Source organism: Cryobacterium levicorallinum, from assembly GCF_004402405.1.
Classification (GTDB): domain Bacteria; phylum Actinomycetota; class Actinomycetes; order Actinomycetales; family Microbacteriaceae; genus Cryobacterium; species Cryobacterium levicorallinum.
Genome location: NZ_SOFE01000001.1, coordinates 125,636 through 150,581 on the forward strand (window position 1 = coordinate 125,636; position 24,946 = coordinate 150,581).

At 64.8% G+C, this 24,946-nt stretch carries 23 protein-coding genes; 10 read left to right on the forward strand and 13 right to left on the reverse strand.

Annotated elements, in window-relative coordinates; translation table 11 throughout:
* Position 1 precedes the first annotated feature (1 nt).
* From E3O11_RS00615 to E3O11_RS00635, 5 genes are read right to left on the reverse strand one after another with little or no spacing between them, the layout of a single operon-like run.
* Positions 2–910: an NAD(P)-dependent oxidoreductase gene (locus tag E3O11_RS00615; RefSeq protein ID WP_092448839.1), complete on the reverse strand. Its 909-nt coding sequence runs from the start codon at positions 908–910 to the stop codon at positions 2–4.
* Positions 911–945: 35 nt separating this feature from the next.
* Complete coding sequence (locus E3O11_RS00620) at positions 946–2,097, reverse strand: MFS transporter (RefSeq protein WP_166787443.1); 1,152 nt, start codon at positions 2,095–2,097, stop codon at positions 946–948.
* Between the two features lie 36 nt (positions 2,098–2,133).
* Positions 2,134–3,537, reverse strand: a complete 1,404-nt coding sequence (locus E3O11_RS00625) for an MmgE/PrpD family protein (protein WP_092448841.1) — start codon at positions 3,535–3,537, stop codon at positions 2,134–2,136.
* A gap of 20 nt (positions 3,538–3,557) precedes the next feature.
* A complete protein-coding gene (locus E3O11_RS00630) occupies positions 3,558–5,216 on the reverse strand; it encodes a FumA C-terminus/TtdB family hydratase beta subunit (RefSeq protein ID WP_092448842.1) in 1,659 nt (552 codons plus the stop codon).
* A complete protein-coding gene (locus E3O11_RS00635; protein WP_092448843.1) occupies positions 5,216–6,403 on the reverse strand; it encodes a CaiB/BaiF CoA transferase family protein in 1,188 nt (395 codons plus the stop codon). Before E3O11_RS00635 ends, E3O11_RS00630 begins: the two co-directional genes overlap by 1 nt.
* 155 nt (positions 6,404–6,558) lie before the next feature.
* Between E3O11_RS00635 and E3O11_RS00640 the strand changes: the two genes are divergently transcribed.
* The gene (locus E3O11_RS00640) at positions 6,559–7,236 is read left to right on the forward strand and encodes a GntR family transcriptional regulator (protein ID WP_194087756.1); all 678 of its coding nucleotides are present in this window, start codon (positions 6,559–6,561) and stop codon (positions 7,234–7,236) included.
* A 65-nt stretch (positions 7,237–7,301) separates the two neighbouring features.
* Here E3O11_RS00640 and E3O11_RS00645 read toward each other — a convergent pair whose 3' ends face one another.
* A complete protein-coding gene (locus tag E3O11_RS00645) occupies positions 7,302–8,162 on the reverse strand; it encodes an HpcH/HpaI aldolase/citrate lyase family protein (protein WP_092448845.1) in 861 nt (286 codons plus the stop codon).
* A gap of 38 nt (positions 8,163–8,200) precedes the next feature.
* Positions 8,201–9,400, reverse strand: a complete 1,200-nt coding sequence (locus tag E3O11_RS00650; protein WP_092448846.1) for an acyl-CoA dehydrogenase family protein — start codon at positions 9,398–9,400, stop codon at positions 8,201–8,203.
* 173 nt (positions 9,401–9,573) lie between these two features.
* Between E3O11_RS00650 and E3O11_RS00655 the strand changes: the two genes are divergently transcribed.
* The 3 genes from E3O11_RS00655 to E3O11_RS00665 all read left to right on the forward strand — a co-directional run bounded on the left by E3O11_RS00655 (position 9,574) and on the right by E3O11_RS00665 (position 12,064).
* Entirely contained in the window at positions 9,574–10,137 is a 564-nt protein-coding gene (locus tag E3O11_RS00655) for a MaoC family dehydratase (RefSeq protein ID WP_092448847.1), read from the forward strand.
* Positions 10,138–10,140: 3 nt separating this feature from the next.
* Complete coding sequence (locus E3O11_RS00660) at positions 10,141–11,283, forward strand: CaiB/BaiF CoA transferase family protein (protein WP_092448848.1); 1,143 nt, start codon at positions 10,141–10,143, stop codon at positions 11,281–11,283.
* A gap of 76 nt (positions 11,284–11,359) precedes the next feature.
* On the forward strand, positions 11,360–12,064 hold the full coding sequence (locus tag E3O11_RS00665) for a GntR family transcriptional regulator (RefSeq protein WP_092448849.1): 705 nt from the start codon (positions 11,360–11,362) through the stop codon (positions 12,062–12,064).
* Between the two features lie 22 nt (positions 12,065–12,086).
* On the opposite strand, the gene E3O11_RS00670 is transcribed toward E3O11_RS00665, so the two are convergent.
* The 3 genes from E3O11_RS00670 to E3O11_RS00680 form a co-directional block, all read right to left on the reverse strand.
* Entirely contained in the window at positions 12,087–13,367 is a 1,281-nt protein-coding gene (locus E3O11_RS00670) for a TRAP transporter large permease (protein ID WP_198415523.1), read from the reverse strand.
* Positions 13,364–13,885, reverse strand: a complete 522-nt coding sequence (locus E3O11_RS00675; RefSeq protein ID WP_158251701.1) for a TRAP transporter small permease — start codon at positions 13,883–13,885, stop codon at positions 13,364–13,366. The genes E3O11_RS00670 and E3O11_RS00675 overlap by 4 nt, the downstream gene beginning before the upstream one ends.
* Before the next feature lie 99 nt (positions 13,886–13,984).
* Positions 13,985–15,040, reverse strand: coding sequence for a DctP family TRAP transporter solute-binding subunit (locus E3O11_RS00680; RefSeq protein WP_166787444.1), 1,056 nt, complete (start codon positions 15,038–15,040; stop codon positions 13,985–13,987).
* 276 nt (positions 15,041–15,316) lie between these two features.
* Here E3O11_RS00680 and E3O11_RS00685 point away from each other — a divergent pair, with 276 nt between their 5' ends.
* Complete coding sequence (locus tag E3O11_RS00685) at positions 15,317–15,940, forward strand: LysE family transporter (RefSeq protein ID WP_092448852.1); 624 nt, start codon at positions 15,317–15,319, stop codon at positions 15,938–15,940.
* An 83-nt stretch (positions 15,941–16,023) separates the two neighbouring features.
* On the forward strand, positions 16,024–16,515 hold the full coding sequence (locus tag E3O11_RS00690; protein ID WP_092448853.1) for a DNA alkylation repair protein: 492 nt from the start codon (positions 16,024–16,026) through the stop codon (positions 16,513–16,515).
* Positions 16,516–16,672: 157 nt separating this feature from the next.
* On the opposite strand, the gene E3O11_RS00695 is transcribed toward E3O11_RS00690, so the two are convergent.
* A complete protein-coding gene (locus tag E3O11_RS00695; RefSeq protein ID WP_092448854.1) occupies positions 16,673–17,881 on the reverse strand; it encodes a PucR family transcriptional regulator in 1,209 nt (402 codons plus the stop codon).
* 292 nt (positions 17,882–18,173) lie between these two features.
* On the opposite strand from E3O11_RS00695, the gene ald reads away from it, so the two are divergent.
* The 3 genes from ald to E3O11_RS00710 all read left to right on the forward strand — a co-directional run bounded on the left by ald (position 18,174) and on the right by E3O11_RS00710 (position 21,547).
* On the forward strand, positions 18,174–19,310 hold the full coding sequence (gene ald, locus E3O11_RS00700) for an alanine dehydrogenase (RefSeq protein ID WP_092448855.1): 1,137 nt from the start codon (positions 18,174–18,176) through the stop codon (positions 19,308–19,310).
* Positions 19,311–19,489: 179 nt separating this feature from the next.
* Positions 19,490–20,956, forward strand: a complete 1,467-nt coding sequence (gene cycA, locus E3O11_RS00705; protein ID WP_092448856.1) for a D-serine/D-alanine/glycine transporter — start codon at positions 19,490–19,492, stop codon at positions 20,954–20,956.
* 78 nt (positions 20,957–21,034) lie between these two features.
* Complete coding sequence (locus E3O11_RS00710) at positions 21,035–21,547, forward strand: hypothetical protein (RefSeq protein WP_241994603.1); 513 nt, start codon at positions 21,035–21,037, stop codon at positions 21,545–21,547.
* 12 nt (positions 21,548–21,559) lie between these two features.
* On the opposite strand, the gene E3O11_RS00715 is transcribed toward E3O11_RS00710, so the two are convergent.
* Entirely contained in the window at positions 21,560–21,775 is a 216-nt protein-coding gene (locus E3O11_RS00715; RefSeq protein WP_134495345.1) for a hypothetical protein, read from the reverse strand.
* A gap of 155 nt (positions 21,776–21,930) precedes the next feature.
* Here E3O11_RS00715 and E3O11_RS00720 point away from each other — a divergent pair, with 155 nt between their 5' ends.
* Positions 21,931–22,908: an NAD(P)H-quinone oxidoreductase gene (locus E3O11_RS00720; protein ID WP_092448858.1), complete on the forward strand. Its 978-nt coding sequence runs from the start codon at positions 21,931–21,933 to the stop codon at positions 22,906–22,908.
* A 113-nt stretch (positions 22,909–23,021) separates the two neighbouring features.
* On the opposite strand, the gene E3O11_RS00725 is transcribed toward E3O11_RS00720, so the two are convergent.
* Entirely contained in the window at positions 23,022–24,812 is a 1,791-nt protein-coding gene (locus tag E3O11_RS00725) for an NAD(P)/FAD-dependent oxidoreductase (RefSeq protein ID WP_092448859.1), read from the reverse strand.
* Between the last annotated feature and the right edge of the window lie 134 nt (positions 24,813–24,946).

The following is a 24,946-nucleotide window of genomic DNA, read 5'->3' on the forward strand; positions in this document are numbered from 1 at the left end:
TTCACTCCTTCATTTCAGATCGAAGCTCGACCTGGTTGACGACTTCGACATAACGCACGACCTCGGTGTGGTCTAAGGGCACAGTGTGGTCTGACGGCACGGGGTCACCGAGCACCCGGCGGGCCTCGGCGAGCACCCCCACGGTCGTGTCCGTGATCGGCGTGCTCATTCCGGCACCGAGCGCCTGGGCGATCGCCACGTCCTTGAGCATGAGGTCGAGCGAGAAACCGGAATCGAACGTGCCGTTCAATACGTGTTTGGCGTACTTCACCTCGGTGGCCTGGCTGCGCCCGGTCGACGAATTCACTACGTCCAGCATTACCGCAGCGTGGATGCCGAAGCTGCGTGCCACCGTGAAGATCTCGGCCGCAGCCGCGAGATTGGTGGCCGACAACAAATTATTGAGCGCCTTCGCGGCGTGCCCCGACCCGCTCGGCCCCACCACGGTGATGCGGGTGCCGAGCGGAGCCAGGTGCTCCATCGCCCGCTCCCGATCAGCCGCGAGCCCACCCACCATGATCGACAGCTCCCCGATGCTGGCCTTTGCCACCCCGCCGGACACCGGGGCATCCACGAACGCGATCCCGGCGGAAGCGGCCTGCGCGGCCAGCCGTTGCGTGCTCGCCGGCTCTGACGAGCCCATGTCGATCACGAGGGCACCGGGCTCGAGCTGGGCGAGCAGCGCTACCACGACGGATTCGACGATGCGGCTGTTGGGGAGCATCAGGATCACCGTGCGGATGCCCGCCGGAAGCTCCTCGAGCCCGGCCAGTGCCCGACCGCCCACCGCGGCGGCGAGCGTGGCGCTCGCCGCCGCATCCACGTCGTAGAGCAACACGTCACGACCGGGCGCGTAGCGACGAACCATCGGGTCGCCCATTTTGCCGAGGCCGATGAACAGTGTGGTCATAATGTCTCCTTTGACAGTGTGGAAAAGTACAGTGCTCAGGCCACGGGCACCGGGGGCGGAGTGGTTCGAGCCAGTACTACGGCGATGTATCCGGCCACGATCTGCACGGCGCCCACAATGATCCACAGCGCTACCTCGGGCACCGCCGCGTAGAGCAGGCCGAATGCTAGCGGGCCGGCACCGCTGCCGACGTACGTACCGATCTGCATGATGCCCGTCGCGCTTGGCGTAGCCGGACCGGCCACGCGGGACACCACAAAGTGGGTGAGTCCGGGCCAGCCCCAGCCAATGCCGAGAGCCAGCAGCATGCCCACCACGAAGGTCCACTGGGTGTCGACGGCCATTAGCAGCACCCCCACGCCGCCAACACACATCATGGTGGCCACGGTCGCGAGCGCGAATTTGCTGTTTGCCCGATCAGCGATCCGTCCCACGATGACGCGCACGGTGACGCTGAGCAAACCGCCTACGCTCAAGAGGATGCCCGCCCACGCTAGCGGCAGGCCGCGCTCGATGCCGGTGATCACCGCATACGCGGTGACGGCGCCGGTGGCCGCGGCGGAGAGCGTGGTGACGCTCGTCATCAGCAGCAGGTACTTCATCAGCGCCGGTGTCAGCGGCACGTGTGAGCCGCCCCGTCGATGGCGCGAGAGCTCCCCGCGCGGCACCGACCACCAGAACAGCACGCCCACCGCGAGCGCGAACAGGCTCGCCAGACCGAATCCCCAATGCCACCCCAGGGTGAGCGCGAGCGCGGGCACGGCCAGCCCGGCCAGGAACGCGGAGAACGGGATCGCCGATTGCTTAATACCGAACGCGGTCGCGAGCATGCCGCGCCGCACCCGCAGGTTGATCAGCTGATTCGCCGCCGGGTGGCTGATGCCATTGGACACCCCACCCACTCCAGCCCACACCAGCAGCCAGGCCCACGACGGCACCAAGAATGCGGCGCCCGCGAGGCTCAGCGCGCCGACGACCAACCCGAGGAGGGTTGCCGAGCGTATGCCCGACCACGACACGAGCCGGCCGGCCAGCAGGGACATCACCGCGGCCGCACCCCAGTAGCTGGCCACCGCCGCGCCGAGCACCCACTGTGGGGCCGGCACATCGCGCTGGATCTGCACGAACAGGGCGCCAAGCAAGAACACCGGCAGCCCGCCAGTGATGGTGGCGCCCGCCGCGAGCACCACCGCACGGGAGCCCGACTCGCGCCGGCGCATCACTTACGCACGAGAGGCAGTGAGGGTATCTCTGGGCACTGCTACGCCTCCGCCGAGCACTGTGGAGTCGTCGAGCTCGGACACGCTTGCGGCCAGTGCCTTCGCCGCGGGCGCCCCGATCAGCCCTTCCGCCTTCTGCACGATGTCGGCCCAGGTTGCCCGGTCGCCCGGCGCCCCACGGAAGGAATTTTCGCTCTTCTCGATCACGGTTCCGTTTCGGAGCACAACCTGCACTTCGGCCTGCCACCGAGCCGGGAATGCGGCCTCGAGCGAGTCGCTGCGATAGCACTCGACCTTTTCCATCCACTCCATGAGCTCCGCGGCCACGGCAGGTGCGTCGTCGAACTGGTCGACAGTGGCGCGCCCGGTTGCGAGCGCGACCGCCGCGCCGAACGGCATATTGAACTGGGCGTCCACCGGCGTGTTGACCACGAGTTTGCGTGCCGCGGGCTCAGAAACGAGCGAGGCACCGGCCCGGATCACGCCGACTCGGATGCGTGCGACATCGTCGATGCCGAGCTCAGGGTTCTGCTCGCGAATATCGCGCAGCAGATCGATGTTGCCGTGCATATAGCGGCAGCAGGGGTAGAACTTGATCGAGGTGTCGAGCGCGCTGCGGCCGAATTCGAGCGCCAGCTGTCGGCCCTCGACCACGCCCGCGCCGTACTGCACGAGAAAGCCGTCTCGGCCTTCGATGGCCGTGGCCGGTGCGGTGAATCCGGCGGCGGCGAGCTTCGCAGCGCGAATACCCGTGGCCGCGGCATGCCCGGCGTTGAGCCGTTTGGTCCATGAGCCGTCGGCCAGAAATTCGAGCGAACCAGACGCCATGTTCGCCGCCAGTCCGAGGGCATGCGCCGTCTGCTCCACCGTGAGACCGAGCAGCCGGGCCGCCGCCGCCGCGGCACCCAGGCAGCCGGCCACCCCCGTGGGGTGAAAGCCGCGCCCGTAGCTCTCGCGGGCACCGAGCAGCACGCCCACCGTGCACATCACGTCGTAGCCCACGATGGCGGCCCGTAGTACCTCACCGGTGAGCGACTGCCGCGTGCTGGCGAGAGCGAGCACTGCCGGGAAGATGACGACGCCGGGGTGCAGCGAGGACTCCTCAAAGGTGTCATCGAGTTCGAGGCCGTGTGCGGTGATGCCGTTCACCAGGGCGGCGCTTTCCACCGTGGCGAAGCCGCTCTTACCAGCTCCATCCACTCCGTGCAGGGCGGCCGGGAAGAAGGCCGTCGGCTGCTCCGATATTTCGACGGCAGCGCGGGCAGCCACCGCCGAGTCGCGGTGAAACCCGCCGCCGGTGATGGCGTGGTAGTCGAGCAGCAGCAGCCGCATCCACTCTGCAAGCTCGGGCGACACTGTGTGGTCGGCCACGGCGTGGACGGCGAGACGGTGTGAGACGGTACTCATGTCGGTGCCTTTCGTAGCAATCACGGCAGCAGGCGGGTGGGGCTGAGTCCCACGAAGGTGCGGTCGTCTTTCTGGAAGAAGTCGTTTCCTTTGTCGTCGACCACCAGGAAGGCGGGAAAGTTCTCGACCTCCACGCGGAAGACGGCTTCCATGCCGAGCTCGGCGTAGTCGATGACCTCGACCGAGCGGATGCAGTCCTGCGCCAGCCGCGCGGCCGGGCCGCCAACCGAGCCGAGGTAGAACCCGCCGTTGGCGTGGCAGGAGGCGGTGACGGCGGCGGAGCGGTTGCCCTTGGCGAGCATCACCAGCGAGGCCCCGAGCGCCTGAAACTCGGCCACGTAGCCGTCCATGCGGCCGGCCGTCGTTGGCCCAAACGACCCCGACGGCATTCCCTCCGGCGTCTTGGCCGGGCCGGCGTAATAGATGGGGTGCTTGAGCAGGTAGTCGGGCACGCCCTCGCCGCGCGCAATCCGCTCGCGAATCTTCGCGTGCACGATGTCGCGACCCACGATGAGTGTGCCGGTCAGCGAGAGCCGCATGCTCACCGTGCAGGCACTGAGCTGGGCGCGAATCTCCGCCATGGGCACCGTGAGGTCGATGGCAACGGATGCCGACGCGTCCGTTATTTCTGCCAGCCCGGTGCTCGGAATGAACCGGGCCGGGTCGCGTTCGAGTTCTTCGAGGAACACCCCCTCCGGGGTGATACGGCCGAGGACCTGACGGTCGGCCGAGCATGACACCGCGATCGCAATGGGCAGCGAGCCGCCGTGGCGCGGCAGGCGCACCACCCGCACGTCGTGGCAGAAGTACTTTCCGCCGAACTGGGCGCCGAAACCGAGCTGGGTCGTGAGCTCGAACACCTTCTGCTCGAAGTCTTGGTCGCGATAGCCGTGTCCAGCGTCGCTGCCCTGCTCGGGCAGGGTGTCAAGATAGTGGGCCGAGGCGAGCTTGGCGGTTTTCAGGGCGAATTCTGCGCTGGTTCCGCCGATCACGACGGCGAGATGGTACGGCGGGCAGGCCGCGGTTCCGATACTTTCGATCTTCGCCTTCAGGAACTCGAGCATTCTCTTCTCGTCGAGGATCGACTTGGTCTCCTGATAGAGGAAGGACTTGTTGGCGCTGCCGCCACCCTTCGCCATGAAGAGAAACTCGTATTCCAGCCCCTGCCCGAGGCCGATCTCGATCTGCGCCGGCAGGTTGTTCTGCGTATTCGCCTCGGTCCACATATCGACCGGGGACATCTGGGAGTAGCGCAGGTTGAGGTCCTGGTACGCCTGATAGACGCCGTGGCTGAGGCTGCGAGCATCCGTTCCGTCGGTCTGGATGCGATGGCCCCGTTTGGCGGAGATGATGGCCGTTCCGGTGTCCTGGCACATGGGCAGCACTCCGCCGGAGGCGACGTTGGCGTTCTGCAGCAGGTCGAGTGCCACATATCGGTCGTTCGCCGAGGACTCCGGGTCGTCGATGATGCGGCGCAGCTGGGCCAGGTGGCTGGGACGCAGAAAGTGGGCCAGGTCGCGAAAGGCCGCATCGGCGAGGGCCTCGATCGCGGACTGGTCTACCTCGAGCACGGCCTCTTCTCCGCTGCCGCGCACCCTGTAGCCGGCCACGTCGAGGCGGCGCATCGGGGTGTCGGTGGGGCCGAGCGGCAACTGATCGACATAGCTGAACTCAGCCATCACAGCACGCCCGCGCCGGTGAGCTCGTCGATGGCGGCGGCGCTGTAGCCGAGGGCGCCAAGGATCGACCGGGTGTCGGCACCCACGTCGGGCACCCGGTCCATGCGCACCGCCTGGCCCACCACGGTCACGGCCGGGAGCAAAGCCCGCACTTGTCCAGCCGAAGTCTCGACGGTGCGCCAGCGGTTTCGCGCGCTGAGCTGCGGGTGAGTGAGGACGTCTTTCACTTCGCGCTGACGTGCAAAGGCCACCGTCGACTCGGCGAGGCGGCGTTCCATCTCCGGCCCATCGTGGGCGGCGAAGACCGCATCGACCACGGCATGCAGCTCGGTGCGGTGGGTCAGGCGCACACTGCTGGTGGCGAAGCGCTCGTCGTTGATCAGATCCGGCCGTTCCAGCACACCGGCGCAGAACGACGCCCACTCGCGGTCATTCTGCACCGAGAGCACGACGTCCACGCCGTCTCCGGCCCGGAACGTGCCGTAGGGGGCGATCGACGCATGGCTGGTGCCAGCACGGGCCGGGGCGGTTCCGCCGTATTCGGTGTAGTAGAGGGGAAAGCCCATCCACTCGACCACGGAATCGAAGAGGCTCACCTCGACCTCTGACCCTTCACCGGTGCGCTCGCGGTGAAACAGGGCGGTGAGAATTCCGGAGAGGGCGTACATGCCAGCGCCAATATCCGCCGTCGGAATACCAGTCTTGGCGGGAGCCTCCGCGGTGCCCGTGATCGCCACGAGTCCGGCCTCGCTCTGAATCAGCAGGTCATAGGCCTTAGCGTCTCGGTAGGGACCACTACTGCCATATCCGCTGATGGAACAGGTAATCAGGGTCGGGTAGCGCTCGCGCAACTCGGCGGCGCCGAGACCGAGGCGAGCCGCCGCATCCGGTGCCAGATTCTGCACGAAGACGTCGGCGGTGGCAAGCAGCTCGTGCATTATCGCCAGGGCCTCTGGCCGTTTCAGGTCGAGGGCGAGGCTCTCCTTGTTGCGGTTGAGCCAGACGAAGTGGCTGGACAGCCCGTTCACCGTCTCGTCGTAGCTGCGGGCGAAATCGCCTGTGCCTAGACGTTCGATCTTGATCACCCTGGCACCCTGGTCGGCGAGGTGGCGGGTGGCCAGGGGAGCAGCCACGGCGTGTTCGCAGGAGATCACCGTGATGCCCTCGAGGGGCAGAGTCTGGGACATATTCAACCTTCAACGCTGACGATAAAATGCATGATTCTCTAAATAATGTATCATTCTGAAACGGAGGCATCTACCCCTCGTCCGGTGGATGCGGTTCGGATAGAGTGAGGCCTTTGACCGCCACCCCGCGAAAAATGCAAGGAAATATGATGGGAATGACCGAGGCGCCCCCCACAAAGCGGGATCAGATCGTCGACGAACTCCGGCGCCTGATTCTCAGCGGTAATCTGCCCCGCGGCGCAAAGCTGCCCCAAGATGAACTAGCCCGCCAGTTCAGCAGCAGCATCACCCCGGTGCGCGAGGCGCTGCGCGCCCTCGAAGCCGAGAACCTTGTGGTGAGCGAACCTCGGCGCGGAGTGCGGGTGGCCGGTATCAATTTCGAGCGGGCCAAAGCGACTTATATTATTCGTCGGCTCACCGAGAGCTACGCCATGCGGCGCGCGGCGATCCGGCTTTCGCCGCTCGAACTGCGCCAGGTCGAACTGCTGCTCGACGAACTGAACGCGGCCACTGCCCGTCACGATTCGGATGCCGTCCGCCAATTGAATAAGCGCTTCCACTTCTTCTTCTACGAGCGCTGCGGCATCCCCAGCCTGGTCGAAGAGATCGATGCTCTCTGGAGAGTATTCCCGTGGGACTTGCTGCTCGACTCCCCCGAACCGGCCGAGGACTCCGAGGCCGAGCACCGAGCGATGCTCGAAGCCGTGCGCGCCGGAGACGCCGAAGCTGCGGGGCTGGCCCTTGAGCATCACGTGTCGCGCAGCTTCATTGCGCTGAACGCGCGTTACACCGGCAAGCCGCCCGCCGACCCTTTCGACATCGCCAACGACTGACGCGCGGTTCGTTGGCCAGGGCGACGGATGCCGTACGTTGTACTGGGCGCACCGCCCGGACACGTTCACGCTTGCGCGGCTTCTGCCCCGCGGCGGGCGAGGATGCGCTCGGCCCGCACGGTGACCGGGCGGTCGATCATCTGTCCGTTCACCTGAGCTGCACCCCCGGTGGCGCCGATCACGCTGCGTGCCCAGTCGATCTCGGCCGGCGTGGGGCGGAACGCGGCCGCCACCGGTTCGAGCTGGGCGGGGTGAATGCAGAGCTTGCCGCCGAAGCCGAACTGCCGGGCGAGGGCAGCCGAATCGGTCACTGCCCCGGTGTCACTAATTTGCACGCTCGGCGAGTCAAGCGGCGCTTCGAGGCCGGCCGCGCGCGAGGCGACGACGATAGCCGACCGGGCGTAGTCGAGCACGCGGTCGCCAGCACCGGCGTTAATATCGAGGGCGTAGTCGATGGCGCCGAAGGCCAACCGAGTCACGCCCGGCACCCGGGCCAGCTCGGGCGCGTTCTGCACGCCGGCGGCGGACTCAATCAGCGCCACGAGCGCGAGCGGCGGTCCGGCAACCCCGGCAAACGCGGCCGCGACCTCGCGGAGCAGTTCGGGGTTTTCGGCCTTGGGCACGACGAGACCGAGCAACCCGTGGCCGGGCCGCGCGGCGAGGTCACGGAGAGCTGCGAGCTCCGCGGGCAAGCTCACAGCCCCCGCGGCGTTGACGCGCACGAGGGCGCGAACCGGGTCGGGGCCGGCGGCAAGGTGCTCAAGGATGGCGGCCAGGGCATTCGCTTTGGACTCGGGCGCGACGGCGTCTTCGAGGTCGATAATCACGACGTCGGCCGCTGAACCGGTGGCCTTGCGAAAGCGCTCTGGCCGGTCGCCGGGCACGAACAGGGCGGTGACGGCGCTAGCCGTGGTGGTACGGGACATAGTGTCTCCTGGATTGATCGGCACGAGACCGGTGACGCTCAGTATGAGCGGGGCAGGCCGAGCACCTTGGTGGCCACGAAACTCTTGATCAGGTTGTTGCTCACCGGAGCGGTCTGGAACATGCGTGTCTCGCGGAACTTGCGCTCCACGTCGTACTCGTCCACGAAGCCGTAGCCGCCGTGGGTGTCGAGGCACGCATTGGCGGCGGCCCAGCTGGCCTCCGAGGAGAGGTGCTTGGCCATGTTGGCCTCGGCGCCGCACGGCGCGCCAGCGTCGAAGAGGCGGGCGGCTTCGTAGCGCATCAGGTCGGCCGCGCGCACCTTCATGTAGGCGTCGGCAATGGGAAACTGCACGCCCTGGTTGCTGCCGATCGGGCGGCCGAAGACCTCGCGGCTGTTCGCGTAGGCGCTGGCCCGGGCACTGAACCAGTAGCCGTCGCCGATAGCCTCGGCCGACAGCAGAATGCGCTCGGCGTTCCAGCCGTCCAGTACGTAGCGGAAGCCGCGGTCGACCTCACCGATCACCGCGCTTTTGGGCACCCGCATGCCGCGGTAGTGCACCTGGTTGGTGGCGTAGTTGAACATGGTACGCACCGGGATGGTTACAAGGGTATGCGGCTGCTCGGCACGAACCTTGCGCAGGTCGACGAGGAACAGGGTGAGGCCCACGGTCTTGTCGGCGCCCCGGTCGCTCGTGCGGGCCAGCACCATGGCCAGGTCGGAGTCGTTGATGCGGCTGGTCCAGTTCTTGTGGCCGGTGATCACGAAATCATCGCCATCGGCCTCCGCGCGGGTGAGGATGCTCGTGGTGTCCAAACCAGCGACATCCTCGGTGACCGAAAACGCCTGCAGTCGCAGCCGGCCGGCCGCGATCTCCGGCAGATATTCGGCCTTCTGGGCTGCTGTGCCGTGGCGTAGCAGCGCGCCCATGATGTACATCTGGGCGTGACAGGCGGCGGAATGGCCGCCGGAGCGGTTGATCTCCTCCATAATCACGCTGGCCTGGGTGAGGGAGTAGCCGAGGCCACCGTACTTGGTAGGGATGAGGGCGCTGAGCAGGCGGGCCTGGGTGAGGGTCTCCACGAATTCCTGCGGGTAGCTGCGGTCGCGGTCGCTCTGGCGCCAATACTCGTCGGGGAAGCCGGCGCAGAGGTCCCTGGTGAACTGGCGAATTTCGTCGAGCGACAATCCCGGCGAGGCCTGCCGGGTGGCCGGTGCGGTGTCGAGCAGGTCTGTCATGAGGGCTCCTTGTCGAGTATCGGGCGGACCGGACGTTAATAGAGTACATAATATATTAAACCGGCGCCAGAGGTATTTGTCGTGCTTTGAGGAAGCAAATAGCTTGACTTGTCTGTGTTTCTCGCAGAAAATACCCCTAATAGATAATATATTCTGTACAAGGAGATCGACTCATGGCCGAGCACACCCTGACCCCCGAATCCACCGGACGCGTCGTCGCGGGCTGGACCGGACGCCTCTGGGAAGACTTCGCCGTCGGCGATATCTACTACCACCCGTTGGGTAAGACGGTCACCGAAGGTGACAATCAGATGTTCACGCTGATGACGCAAAACGTGGCCAAGACGCACATCGACAGCAACTTCGCGCTACGCACGGAGTACAAGCTGCCGCTCGTGAACTCCACCTTCATCCTCGCGCTCGTCACCGGGCAGTCCACGATCGACCTGTCGATGAACGTGTTCGCCAACCTCGGCTGGGACGAGGTACGAATGCCCAGCCCGGTCTTCGAGGGCGACACAATCTACTCGCGTTCCAAGGTGCTGGCTACGCGCGCCTCGAAGTCGCGCCCCACCCTAGGCCTCGTGACCGTGGCGACCGAGGGCTACAACCAGAACAGCGTCATCGTGATGAGCTACCAGCGCACGTTCATGGTCTACCGCGAGGGGCACCTGCCCGACTTGGAGGACACCCGACCGAACGAGGCGAGTCTGCCGGCGACGCTCGAAAAGAACTAGGGGATGCGCGCGCTGCCGCTGGCCGGGCTCACGGTCGTCTCCCTCGAACAAGCCGTCGCCGCGCCGTTCGCCACCCGGCAGCTCGCCGACCTCGGCGCTCGAGTGATCAAGGTGGAGCGGGACACCGGAGACTTCGCTCGCGGCTACGACGAGACCGTGCACGGCATGTCGAGCTACTTCGTGTGGCTCAACCGCAGCAAAGAAAGCATCGTGCTCGATCTGAAGAGCGACTCGGGCCTGGCCGTGCTGCGTGAACTGGTCAGCCGCGCCGACGTGCTGGTGCAAAATCTCGCTCCGGGGGCTGTGGAACGGCTCGGTCTCGGACCCGACGAGGCCCTCGCCTTCAACCCGCGGCTCATCCACGCCTCTATCTCGGGCTACGGCCGCGGCGGCAGCTATGAGCAGAAGAAAGCCTACGACCTGCTCGTGCAGTGCGAAGCCGGCCTGCTGAGCGTCACTGGCACACCCGAGGACCCTGCCAAGGTCGGCGTCTCCATCGCGGATATCTGCGCCGGCATGTACACCTTCTCGGGAATCCTCACCTCGCTGCTGCAGCGCGCCACGACCGGGCGCGGCGACGTGCTCGAGGTATCGATGCTCGAGGCGCTCGGCGAGTGGATGCAGCAGCCCTACTTCTTCGCCGAGTACGGCGGTACTCCCCCGCAGCGCAACGGCGCACAGCACGCGTCGATCGCGCCCTACGGCCCGTTCGATACCGCGGACGGCACGGTCTTCTTTGGTATCCAGAACGAGCGCGAATGGGCAGCATTCTGCACTGATGTGCTGAAACGCCCGATTCTCGGAGCGCACCCAAATTTTCTGGGCAACGCCCTGCGGGTGCAGAACCGGCCAGCGCTGCACGCGGTGATCCTCGAGGTGCTGACCACCCTCACCTCCGTGGAGGTGCTCGCTCGACTGGACCGCGCGAACATCGCCAACGCGCAACTACGTAGCATGCACGACTTCTCGGCGCACCCGCAGCTGGCCGAACGCGGCCGATGGCAGAACGTCGACTCACCGGTGGGGCCGGTGCGCAGCCTGATTCCGCCAGTGACGAGCCGTGAGACCGGGTTTCGCATGGACCCGGTGCCGGCGATCGGGCAGCACACCGAGCAGATCCTGGCTGAGCTCGGGCTCGCCCTCTGAACCAAGCATCGTGACCCTGGCTCGGCCCCGGTGATGCCGTAACTTAGGAGTGACCCTGCCCGAGAAAGGACCCGCGATGGCCTCCCGCCGCCCCTCGACCCGCGCGCGCCCCCAGCTGAGCGATGAGGCCTCAGGCTACGTGCGCGGCATGATCATGTCCGGTGAGTTGCCGCCCGGCACGGCCGTGCGCGCCGAGACCATCGGCGCGGCACTCGGCATTTCCACCACGCCGGCACGCGAGGCGTTGCAGGCGCTGCGGGTGGAAGGTTTCCTCGAGCTCGTGCCGCGGCGCGGGTTCCAGGTAGCCGTGCTCACCGGGCAAGACGTTCGGGACCTGTTCACCGTGCAGGCGCTGATCGCGGGCGAGCTCGCCGCACGGGCCGCCGTCGCCGCCACTCCCGAAGATCTCGCCGAGCTCGAGGCCCTGCACCACGAGCTGATCGCGGCGTCCGCGCGCGGCAACCTCGAGCTGCTCGAGGAGAAAAACCACGCCTTCCACCGAGAAATCAACCTGATCGCCGGTGCTCCCAAAATCATCTGGGCGCTCGGCCTGATGACGCGGTATGTGCCCCGGAAGTTCTATTCCAGCATTCCGGGCTGGCCCGAGGCCACGGCGAACGATCACGCCCAGCTCCTGACGGACATCCGTTCCCATGACGCACAGGCCACTCGCGTGGCCATGCAGGCGCACGTCGAGCACGCCGGCGAGTTGCTCGCCGCACACTTCGACGAGCGAACAAGCGCGGCGGCACTTGACGTGACACCCGGGCCGCCCGATTGAGTCGGGTGGCCCAGGCGTCAACTTAGAGCGCGAAGGTCGAGAGCTGCGGTACAAAGGTCACGATGACGAGGGCGATCAACAACACGCCAACGCTCGGCATAGCCGCCTTCGCAACTCGGAGGATATTCATTCCCGTGAGCCCACTCGCGACGAACAGGTTGAGTCCGAGCGGTGGAGTCATCATGCCGATCTCCAGGTTGAGCACCATGATGATGCCGAAGTGGATCGGGTCGACGCCGAGTTCCATCGCCACCGGCAGCAGCACCGGGGCCAGGATGAGGATGGCGCTCGAGGTCTCCATGAACATGCCCACAACGAGCAGCAGCACGTTCACCATAATCAGGAACATCACCGGGGTGAGCTCTGACGCGAGCAGAGCTTCACTCACCTGGCCCGGGATGCGTTCGGCCGTGAGCACGAACGAGAACAGGATTCCAGAGGCCACGATGAACATCACCATCGACGACGTTCGCGCGGACGCCATCAGAATCGATGGAAGGTCCTTGAGCTTGATCTCCTTGTACACGAAAATCGATACGATCAGGGCGTAGAACACGGCCATGGCTGCGGCTTCGGTGGGGGTGAAGATCCCCGTGTAGATGCCGCCGAGCACGAAGATAGGCAGAAACAGGCTGAGTGAGGCGTCGCGCAGGGCTGTGAAGCGTTCGTATTTGCTCATGCGGATGGCATTCAGGCCCATGCCGTATTTTCTGCGTCTCGAGATGACCACGGCGAGGATGAGCAGCCCGATTCCGGCCATGATTCCCGGCCCGATGCCGGCGACGAACAGGTCGCCGATCGACTGTTCGGTGGAGATTCCATAGACGATGAGCGGAATCGACGGCGGGATCAGAATTCCGAGCGACCCGGAGGTCGTGACGAGCCCGGTGGAGAAGTCCTTGCCATAGCCGCTCTTGATCATGGCCGGAATGATGAGCGTTCCCACGGCCACCACGGTCGCCGGGCTCGAGCCGGAAATGGCCGCGAAGAACATACAGGCGAGCACGGCCGTCATAGCCAGGCCGCCGCGGAACTGACCCACGAGGGCATTGGAGGCCGCGATCAAACGCTTGCTGATTCCGCCGCGGCTCATGAGGTTCGCCGCCACGATGAAAAAGGGGATCGCCATCAAGGGGAACGCATTGAGCGCGTTGAAGAGCCGCTCGGGAACTTGGGTGAGCGGGATGGCCGTGAAGAAGTAGAAGTAGATGAATGATGTGAGCCCCATGGCGACCGCGATGGGTGCGGACGTGAGCAACAGGGCAAACAAGATAACCAGGAGGGCCAGCAGTCCTTCGATCACAGTTTCGCCTCCCCTTCTCCCAGGCCGAGCGCTTCTTCTTCTCGTTCGAACTCGCTTTTGTCTCCGTCAACGGATGCCGGCAGGCCCCGGATGAGTCGCACCAGAATCTCAATCGCTCGCAGCAGCATCAGCGTGAATCCCAGTGGAACAGAGAATTCGACCACCCACAGTGGCAGTTTGAGCGTGGGGGTGACCGTGGAGGTGGAGAACGGTTCGAAGAGCAGCAGCCACGCAAAGAAGCCCACGATGGCGAGGTAGGCAATGGTGACCAGAATGCCGAGGATGTCCATCCGGCGACGGCCGATTCTGCCGAGGAACGGTTCGAAGACCTTCACGGCGATGTGTTCGTTGTGGCGCAGGGTGATGATGGCACCGAGGAAGGTGGAGTAGATGATGAGGTAAACAATGGTCTCCTCACCCCACCAGAGGTGAATGTTAAAGATGGCCCTGAGCAGCACCTGGGCGATGGCAACGAGCGTTGCCACCGCCAGACAGGTGCAGACCAGGAAGTTTTCCACCCGAGTCAAAGCGTGGCTAAACCTGATAATGGGGGCGTCCTTAAGTTGAAGGGCAGCACGACGAAACCCGTGCCGACGGGTGAAAAACGAGGGCGATGGCTAGTCGCGGTTGGCGAGCAGTTCGGCCACGATGTCCGGGCCCAGCACTTCGGAATACTCTTCCCAGACGCTCGGGATGACCGTTGCCATCAGGGCATCGCGCTCCGCGTCGGTCAGCTGAATGATCTCGGTCGACCCTTCGGCGATGATCGCCTGCTTGGCCTCTTCGTTCACCTCGGCCGCGATCTCACGGTTGTAGACACTGGATTCGTCGACAGCGTCGAGAACAAGCTGCTGGAGGTCGTCGGGCAGCGACTCGAAGAAGTCATTGTTGATAGCCGGAATGTAGCCGATGTAGCCGTGGTTGGACTCGGTGATGAAGTCCTGAACCGTGTGCATGCTCTGCGTTTCCATGTTCGACCAGGTGTTCTCCTGACCGTTAATGACGCCCTGTTCAAGCGCGCTGTAGACCTCGGCGAAGGCGAGGATAGAGGGGATGGCGTCCCAGGTTTCGAACTGACTCACCAGCACATCGGCCGGCTGGATGCGAAAGCTCAGCCCGGCCATGTCCGCTGCGGCCCGGATCGGAACGTTGGCCCCCATCTGTTTGAAGCCATTGTCCCAGAGGCCGAGCGGCTTAATCTTCGCCGCGCGCAGGTCCTCGTTCTCGAAGATCGCCTTGCCCACGACGGAGTCACGAGAGGCGATCTCTGCGATGTCCTCGCTGCTCTCAAACAGGAATGGCAGGTCGAGCAGCTGCAGCTGCGGGGCGAGAGTGGTGAACTTGGCACTCGCCGGGGCGATCATCTGGATGCTGTTGGACTGCAAGGCCTGCAGCTCATCCTTGTCGCCGTACAGCGAAGAGTTGGGGTACAGCTCGACCTCGATGCGGCCATCCGAGGATGCCTCGAGGATCTCCTTGAATTTCTCGGCGGCGGCGCCTTTGGGCGTGTTCGTCGTCGTCACATGGGAGAAGCCGATCGTGTAGACCTCGTCCTCGTCTCCGCCCGACGCGGCAGACCCGCGGGCGGATGAACAGGACCCGAGAACGAGGACGACTCCGAGCGCGATGGCCGTTGCCCCGGTCAGGCGGGATTTACGGGTATGTTGTTGCATTGTTTCTTCCTTATCGTCATTGATTAGGCGAAACGTGACGAGCATTGCGTCAAGTTCATCCAGAACAACGCTATCAAAAAAAATATGCTCTCAACCAAAATAATGCATTATTTTTATAACGAATGCATTGCTGCGGCTATCGAGTGGTGTGCACCTAGCAGGCGTTCAACGCTGTTTCGACAGCATCAGGTGAGGTGCCGACCACACCGACCTGGGCCAGTGTCTTCGCTGGTGACGCAAGCGGAGGCATCCGCCGTACCCGCGCTACGCTGACATGTGCAACTTTCCCTATGGCTGGCCCTCGTGGGCGCCGGCGTGCTGATCAGCTTCACCCCCGGCGCTGGCGCGATCAACACCATGAACAACTCGCTCACCAGCGGATTTCGCCGTTCGATCTGGGGAATTTTCGGGCAGCAGGCGGCGCTTGTCGTGCACGTGATCGTGGTGGCGCTCGGCGTTGGGGTGCTCGTCACCAGCTCACCCGTACTGTTCAACGTCATTCGGTATGCCGGGGCCGCCTACCTGGTGTTTCTGGGCATCCGTTTAATTCTGCAGAAACCCGACCCGTCTCGAGACCTGGCTGCACCGCGAGCCAGGGAACTCGCCTGGTCGATGTTTCGCCGCGGTCTGTGGGTCAACCTGCTCAACCCCAAGGCTCTCGTCTTCTTCCTCGCGTTCATGCCGCAGTTCATCCAGCCGGAGCAGCCGCTGCTCCCCCAGTATCTGGTACTGACCGTCACAGTGGTGCTGATTGACATCGTGGTGATGTGGTTCTTCTTCGCGGTCGCGGCCAAATCGTTTCAGCGCTTCACGAACACCACTCGCGGCCAGCTCATTCTCAACCGCTTGTTCGGCCTGCTGTTCATATCCGTCGCGCTGCTGCTGGCGCTGGTGCACTGAGCAGTTCACGAGCGGGAACATCGTGCGGGAGCGCGGCAGCTTGAGCGGGGGCGTGCCCAGCCTGGGCGAGGCAGAATAGAAGGATGAGCGACGCCGACGATTTCGTGGATCGCACGCTGCAGTACGAAGCAACCTGGGAACGCGCGGCCGAGTCGCGGGCTCGGTTCGGGACCGAACTGGAGTTCTACGGCGCCTCGGTCGGCGCCGTGCGCGGCACCATCCGCGATCTGGCCCGCCGATACAAGAACATGACGCACGACGAAGTAACGGCGCTGAGCTCTGAATTGTGGAAGGTTCCGGTCTTCGAACGCCGCCTCGCCGCCATCGTGCTGCTGCAATCCAACGTGACCCGACTCGACAACACCGATCTCACCCGCATTGAGGGGTTTCTACGCGGCGCGGTCCTGCCGGAGCTGGTCGATCCGCTCACCCTCGACGTCGTGCTCCCCATGGTGCGGGCGCTCAGCGGGCCGAGTCGTTTGAGAGCGGATGCCACCCTCGAACGTTGGGCGCACGACGGCGACCCCTGGCTGCGTCGCGCCGCCGACGGCGTTAGCGCGAGAATCACGCCATAGGTACAAGCCGGGTGCAGGGATTCCCCAGGCTTCGAAGGCGGCGATCGCCTCAGCGTTGAGCGAGGAACGCACCAGCGGAGTGTCGATGAAGCCAGGCCGACGGCGTTGGTGCGCACGTTCCCCGCGTCTACCGCAACACCGGAGACCACACCGGTCGTTACAGGCGGGGTCGGCCAGCCCAGCGGGCGGCTTTGAGGGCCAGGTGCAGCTCGAGACGAGCATGCCCACCCAGTGGGTCAACACCCAGCAGAGAACGGATGCGCCGCAGCCTGTTGTACACACTGGTTCGATGCAGGTGCAGGTGCTCGGCGACCTCGGCCACGGAACCGTCCTTGTCGTAGAGCAGCTCGAGCACGGGCAGCAGTTCCCCGTTCCGGTCGAGATCCCTCAACTCGGAGAACAGCGATGACTCGAACGCCGACACCTCTCGACCCACAACGGCCAGAAATTGGTAGACCCCCAGCGCGCGAAACGAGACGACCCTGCCGAGTTGGGCATCCACCCGAGCCGCCTGCACGGCGCTCCGCGCCTCGGCGTAAGCGCCCGGCAGCCCGCGCAGGTCGGTGAAGGGTTCGCTCAGCCCAAGCAGAGCGGGCGCCGCCACCTGGCCCCCACGGCGCGCGACTTCGAGCTCGAACCGTCTCAGAACCTCGGACTGGTCGAAGCCGTCGATCTCGTCGTGCAGCAGCAGCACGGCATGCGTTTCGGTGCCGGCTGAGAACAGCACGGTGTCAATGCCGAGAGTGGAGTGAAGTGCGGAGAGCCGGTGCAGCAGACCACTCTCGGCAGGGTTGCGCTGAACATTGTCACCGCGCTCCAGCAGCGTGGCGAGACGCCAGGGTCCGCGCCCGTGCAAGAATGGCCAACCGCCCACCGCCACCACGGCGTCGCGGTCGCCCAAACAGGCGGCGAGAAATTGCCCTTCGCTGGCGAGACGCCCGTTAGAATCCGCGCTCGAGCGGTTGAGAAGCATCTCCGCGAGGGCATCCAGCTCCGGGCGAATGATGCCCAACTCACGCAGAATGGACTCCGGCGTCTGCTCGTCGTCGAGCTGGAGGACCCACAGATAGCCCACCCGGAATCCACGCGCCAGCAGCGGCACGCACACGCGGCCCAACATTCCGAGATCGGCATTGGCCGGAACGGGAACCGGTTTTACCGCCGTTGCGATACCGTGGCTCAGCTGCCAGGCGCTGACGTCGGGCGGAACCAGCTTGCTCAGCAGAAAATTCGTGCGCACGCGGTCAGCCGTAGGGCGATGCGCACTATACGCAAGCAGCCCGCCGTCGAGGTCTTCGAGCGAGAGAGCACGGCCCAGATGGGCAGCGATAATAACTACCGCCTGGTCGATATCGGCCGCTGTCATAGCTTCAATCCTACGGAGCCGTGTGGACGCCTGGCGACAATCAACGAGCCGTGACGCTACAAATGTCGAGTCGGCCGCGGGGTGTCTGCCGAGTGGGACACATCGGACCCCGGCGGCGACAGCGAAGAACCCCTGTAAAGGCGGCAAATTTGAGGTGGTGAGGCGTGCTAGGACCAGCCCACGGCATCCGCTGCCCGGCCGCCCCGCCGGGAGAGCCGCGAAAACCCGGGCTTATCGTTCTTACGCCGACCAAAGTCGATCGGCCTGCGTCTACCAGGAACAGGAGTTCCCCATGATCATTGGTGTTCCCACCGAAGTTAAGAACAACGAATTCCGTGTGGCCATCACCGCCGCCGGAGTGCACGAAGCCAAGCTGCACGGCCACACCGTGCTGGTGCAGGCCGGCGCCGGTATCGCCTCCGGCTTCGCCGACGCCGACTACATGGCTGCCGGTGCCGTGATCGCCCCGAGCGCCTTCGAGGTGTGGGCAAGCGCCGACATGATCCTCAAGGTGAAAGAGCCGGTCACCGCCGAGTACGCGTATTTTCGTGAGGGCCTGATCCTCTTCACCTACCTGCACCTCGCCGCCGAGCCCGCTCTCGCCGCCGCCCTGCTTGAGGCGGGCGTCACCGCCATCGCCTACGAGACCGTGCAGAAGGCCGACCGCACGCTGCCCCTGCTCGCCCCGATGAGCGAGGTCGCCGGACGCCTGGCCGTTCAGGTCGGCGCCGCGTCGATGACTCGCCCCGGCGGCGGCCCCGGCATGCTGATGGGCGGCGTACCCGGAGTGCGCGCCGCCAAGGTGACCGTCATCGGCGCCGGCGTCGCAGGCTCCAACGCCGCCGCCATGGCGCTCGGCATGGGCGCGGACGTCACCATCCTGGACATCAACATCGACCGTCTGCGCGAACTCGACGCCCTGTACGCCGGACGTCTCAAGACCATCGCCTCCAACGCCTACGAGATCGACCGCTCGCTGACCGAGGCCGACCTCGTAATAGGCTCCGTGCTGATCCCGGGCGCCAAGGCCCCAAAGCTCGTCACCAACGAGCTCGTGTCGCGCATGAAGCGGGGCTCGGTGCTCGTCGACATCGCGGTGGACCAGGGCGGCTGCTTCGAAGGCACCCACGCCACCACTCACGAGGACCCCACGTTCCCCGTGCACGGCTCGATCTTCTATTGCGTCGCCAACATGCCCGGCGCCGTTCCGCAGACCTCAACCCTTGCACTCACGAACGTCACCCTGCCCTACGCTCTGTCAATCGCCGACCGGGGCGTGCGCGCCGCGTTCGAGCGGGACGCCGCCCTCGCCGGAGGGCTTAATATCGCCGCCGGAAAGATCACGAACCGTTCGGTCAGCGTGGCCCTCGACCTGCCGCTCGCGGACTGGACCGATTTGATCAGTCGGGTCGAGCCCGCGCTGGTCTGAGAGCGCTGTTTTCAAAGCGCTCTGCAGCGCTGTTTCAACGTGCTGCTCTAGCAGCGCTGCGTAGCGGATGCCGGGCGCGGGCCTATCGGCCGGCCCTGGCATCCGCTGCCCGCTTTGTCTCAGAGTTCGAAAGAACCCGACGCTCTGTCAATCGCCTGGACTACAAGGAAGTAACTCCGATGTCGCAATTGAAAACCAACACTCGACCCGCCCCGAACACGCAGCCACACCTGGCCCGATCGCTCTCGAACCGTCATATCCAGCTGATCGCCATCGGCGGCGCGATCGGAACGGGCCTGTTCATGGGCTCAGGAAAGACCATCTCCCTCGCGGGGCCGTCCGTGATCTTCGTCTATATGATCATCGGCTTCATGCTGTTCTTCGTCATGCGGGCCATGGGCGAGTTGTTGCTCTCCAATCTCGACTACAAGTCATTCAGCGACTTTGCTGGGGACCTGCTCGGGCCGTGGGCCGGCTTCTTCACGAGCTGGACGTACTGGCTTTGCTGGATCGTGACCGCCATCGCCGAGCTGATCGCGATCGCGCTGTATACGAGCTTCTGGTGGCCCGATCTGCCGCTGTGGATTCCGGCCCTCGGTGCCGTGTTGATTCTGCTTGGCTTCAACCTCACGAGCGTCAAGGCGTTCGGCGAGACCGAGTTCTGGTTCGCGCTGATCAAGATCGTCGCGATCGTCACGCTCATCATCGTGGGGCTCGTGATGGTGTTCACAAAGTTCCAGTCCCCCGGCGGCACGCCGGCGAGTTTCAGCAACCTGTGGAACGACGGCGGGATGTTTCCGACCGGTCCGATGGGGTTCATCGCAGGCTTCCAGCTCTCCGTGTTTGCGTTCCTCGGGGTCGAGCTCGTGGGCACGACGGCCGCCGAAGCGCAGCACCCGGAGAAGAACCTTCCCAAGGCCATCAACTCGATCCCCATTCGCATCATGCTGTTCTACGTGCTGGCCCTGATCGTGATCATGGCGGTCACTCCGTGGCGTGAGGTCACCGCCGATGTGAGCCCGTTCGTGGCGATGTTCGCCCTCGCGGGGCTCGGCGCGGCCGCAGCCGTGATCAATTTCGTCGTGCTCACCAGCGCGACATCCTCCGCGAACTCCGGCCTATATTCCACATCGAGAATGCTCTTCGGGCTGTCGGTCGAGGGTACGGCACCGGGGCGTTTTCAACGCCTGAGCCGCCACCGGGTGCCCGCCAACGCGCTGTTGTTCTCCTGCATGTTTTTGCTCGTATCCGCTGTTCTGCTGTATGCGAGCTCGTCGATCATTGCCGTGTTCACCGTGGTGACGACCATGGCATCGGTACTGTTCATCTTCGTGTGGTCCATCATCGTGGTGAGCTACATCGTGTACCGCAAGCGTCGCCCGGCACTGCACGCGGCCTCCAAGTTCAAAATGCCCGGCGGCGTCTACATGTGTTATGTCCTGCTCGCGTTCTTCGTCTTCCTGATCTGGGCGCTCACCCAGAAGGCCGATACCCTGCAGGCGCTGCTCGTGACGCCGGTGTGGTTCATCGGGCTCGGCGTCGTCTGGCTGATTATTCGCCGTCGCCCCGAACTGGCCGGCCATCAGGAACTTCACCGGGCAAATGTGCAGGCCGATCGGGCCGCGGCACTCGCCTTCCGGCGCTGATCCGGCCGGACCAGGGTCACCGTTCGTCACCAACTTCGGAGGGTCGGGCCGCGCCCGAATGATCGGTACGCTGGCGGCATGGAGAACACCGTGAAACCGCAACCGCGCCGCGCCGTCGTGGCGGCTGCCGCGGGCTTCGCGGCCGCGGCCGCCTACGCGATTGTGGGCGCCCTGCAGATTCTGGTGTGGAATCCGTTGGCGGCAGTTCCGGGCGCCACGCTCGGGCAGATCCGCGCTGAGATGGCGCGCGCGGATCAGCCGCTCACCGCGAACTGGGTTCTCGCCTGGGGCATGAGCGGAATCGTGCTCGCCACCGTCGTTCTGCTGGTGACGATCATACGGATGAACAGCCGGGTCGGGCCGGTGGTCGCGGCCTACCTGGTGCTGTTGGTATTTGCAGCTCCCGGACACTTTTTCGCGGGTTTCGGGCCTGGCATGTCGCTCGCTGACACCTTTTTAGTCTCGGGCGCAGACCACGCGCCCTGGGGCATGTTGCTCTACGTCGTTAGCGCCGCCAGTCTGCTCGCTTTGATCGTGCTGATCATTCGGGCCGGGCGCTCCGCCACCGCTCACGCAGTGAGGCACGGGTAGTTCGAGTCTTCGTCAGTCGACGACTTCGATCTGGGTGCGAATGTATTCCTTCTCACTATCGGAGAGGGCGGCCGGGCCTGGCTCGATAGTCGCGTCACACAGGCGGGCCACTTCGTCCAACGCCTCCGTGCTCAAAGGGGCATCCAGGTTCGCCAGGATCTCGTGCTTGAAGTCGATGTCAAGGTGCGGCCACCAGCGGTCAATGGGGGGCAGAACGGTCGCACTCATGAGAATCTCCTGTTCAGCGGTCAGAGTCGTGAGCCGCAATTCCATGATGCGCCGAGTTCTGCCGTCCCGATAGGGGCGAAGCATCGGTGAAGCGGATGCCCGCCCGACACCTCGGCGCCGTTGGTCGTGTCGTACCCCACGCGTAGGCTGCGAGCATGCGCGCAATTATCGTGAACTCTCCCGGTGGTCCTGAAGCTCTCACCCTGACGACGGTGCCCGATCTCGTTGTCGGGGCCTACGACATCCGTTTGGCGGTGGCTGCGGCAGGTGTGAACCGTGCGGATATCGTGCAACGGCAGGGCCACTACCCCTCGCCGGCCGACGCGCCGCAGTGGCCGGGGCTGGAGGTGTCTGGTCTGGTCATCGAGGTGGGCGAGGACGTGACCCGGTTCGGCGTCGGCGACCGGGTGTGTGCGCTGCTCGCCGGCGGCGGGTATGCCACCGAAGCCGTGGTGCACGAAGATCTGGCACTGCTGGTTCCACTGTCGATGGACCTCATCGACGCCGCGGCCCTGCCGGAAGCCCTCGCCACGGTCTGGTCGAACGTGTTCATGAGCGCTGAACTCGCGCCCGGCGAGACGCTGCTCGTGCACGGCGGCGGGAGCGGAATCGGCACGACCGCCATTCAGCTCGCCCGACTCATGGACGCCCGTGTGGCCGTGACGGCCGGATCCGCCGAGAAACTCGCCGCGTGCGCGAGCCTCGGGGCACAGATTCTGATCAACTACCACGAGCAGGATTTCGTCGCCGAGATCAACACCGCCACCGACGGGCACGGCGCCGACGTGATCCTCGACATCATGGGCGGCGCCTATGCGGCGCGCAATATCGAGGCGGTCGCGGTGAACGGGCGCATCATGGTGCTCGCCAACCAGAGCGGCGAACCGGCCACGTTCGACCCGTTTCGCCTCATGCAGAAGCGCGCCCGCTATTGGGGCACCACCCTGCGATCGCGGCCGCTGGCCGAAAAGATCGCCATTCTGCGTTCCCTGGAGTCGGCGGTCTGGCCGTGGATCGCGTCGGGCGAGTTCCGACCGGTGATCGACGGCCGGTTTTCGTTTGCGAGTGCAGCAGATGCGCACCGGCGGCTGGAAGCATCCACTCACGTCGGCAAGATCGTGCTGGTGCCGTAGCCAGCGCTTACCGGCCGGCGGGCGGCATCCGTTATTGGGATCAGTCGTGCGGTCGAAAGCTGCTCGCGCGGCCGGCCTGCCGGGGGCGCGAGCAGCTTTCGGGCACGGCCCGTTCAGCGGGTGTAGTGCGACTCCTGCAGCTCGTACACCGGAGTGTCGAGCCCCTCCATGCGCGCTTTGATCTGCAGCGCGAGGTAGTTCGAGTAGTGCCGACTCTGGTGCAGGTTTCCGCCGTGAATCCACAGCTGAGGAACGTTTGTGGGCTTCCACATGTTGCGCAGCTCACCCTCCCAGGGCCCAGGATCCTTCGGCGTATCGGACCCGTAACCCCAGCAGCGGCCCACCTGATCGGCAACCTCTGTCGAGACGAGATCGGCTAGCCATCCGTTCATGGAGCCATACCCGGTGGCATACACGATCAGGTCAGCATCCAGCTCGGTGCCGTCCGCGAGCACCACGGACTTGGGCGTAATGTGGTCGAGTTGGCCCGATTTCACAGCGACGCGACCGTCAATGAGCAACTGCGATGCCCCCACATCGATGTAGTATCCCGACCCACGGCGCAGGTATTTCAGGAACAGGCCCGAGCCATCCGTTCCAAAATCCAAATCGAACCCGACTTCGCTGAGCTGGGCATAGAAGTCGGCATCGCGCTCGGCCATCTGCTCGAAGACCGGAATCTGCGCGGACGGCAATATTCGGTAGGGCAGTGACGCGAAAAGCAGGTCGGCCTTTTCCGTGGTCACCCCGTTCGCCAGCGCCTGCTCGGAGTACAGGCCGCCGAGCGCAAGGTCCATGAGCGAGTCGCTGCGGGAGATGTGCGTCGACGAGCGCTGCACCATGGTGACGTCGGCCCCGTGCTCCCAGAGGTCGGCACAGATGTCGTGGGCCGAGTTGTTGGACCCGATCACGACCGCCTTCTTGCCGGTATAGTCCCCTCCTCCCGGGTGCTTCGACGAGTGGTGTTGCTCCCCTTCAAACAACCCAGCGCCATCGAAGACCGGCGTATTTGGGTAGCCCGAGACACCAAGCGCAAAAACCAGTTGCTTGGGTCGCAAGGTGACCGGAGTGCCGTCTCGCACAACCTGCACGACCCACTCCTGGGCGTCCTCGTCGAACGCCGCCTTAGTGCATTCGGTGCTCGACCAATAGTTCAGCTCCATGATGCTCGTGTAGTGCTCAAGCCAGTCGCCGATCTTGTCTTTCGAGGCGAAGACCGGCCAGTCCTCGGGAAACTTCAGGTACGGCAGGTGGTCGTACCATACCGGGTCGTGCAGATGCAGCGACTTGTAGCGGTTGCGCCACGAATCCCCGGCCTTCGCGTTCTTCTCGATCACAATCGTGGGAACACCGAGCCGGCGCATGCGGGCAGCCAGGCCAATGCCGCCCTGCCCACCACCCACGATGACGCAATAGGGCTGCTCTTCGTAGCCGAGGCGCGCCTCCTGTGCCGTCTTATTCTCGAGCCAGGATGTGCGGCCCTTTGTGATTTTGTGGGAGACGCCCTGGTCGCGGTTTCGGCCTTTCTTCTCTTCAAAGCCTTTGAGTTCCTGCATCGTGGTGAGCAGGGTGTAACACAGGCCATCGTTGAGCCGTAGGTGCGCATAGCCGCGGGCCTGGCCGGTTTCAAAGGTCACCCACGCTTCGACGGCACCCGCCGCGCCGGTTGCGGGTTCGGCGAGCGCCCAGCTGTACGGGCGCACTTCGTCGAGGGTGACAGCGAGCATCCGCTCTATGTCGGCCTTGCCCTCGAGAGTTTTCAGGTTCCAGGTAAACGACACGAAATCGCGCCAATAGCACTCGTCCGCGAACAACGCCACTGCGCCATCGATATCGCGGTTTTGTAACGCGGAGTCAAACCGGGCGAGCCAGTTTTCGACCACGGTGGTCGGTGAATCGGGCATGTCACTCCTTTGTGAGCTAGCGGAAGGTGAGCCCATTGTCGGACGCGACCTGTATGTTCAAGTACACGGCCGCAGGGGTTACACAGGCGTTACACCCGGTGCTCCTGCTTGGCGCCATCGTCGGATCCAATGGA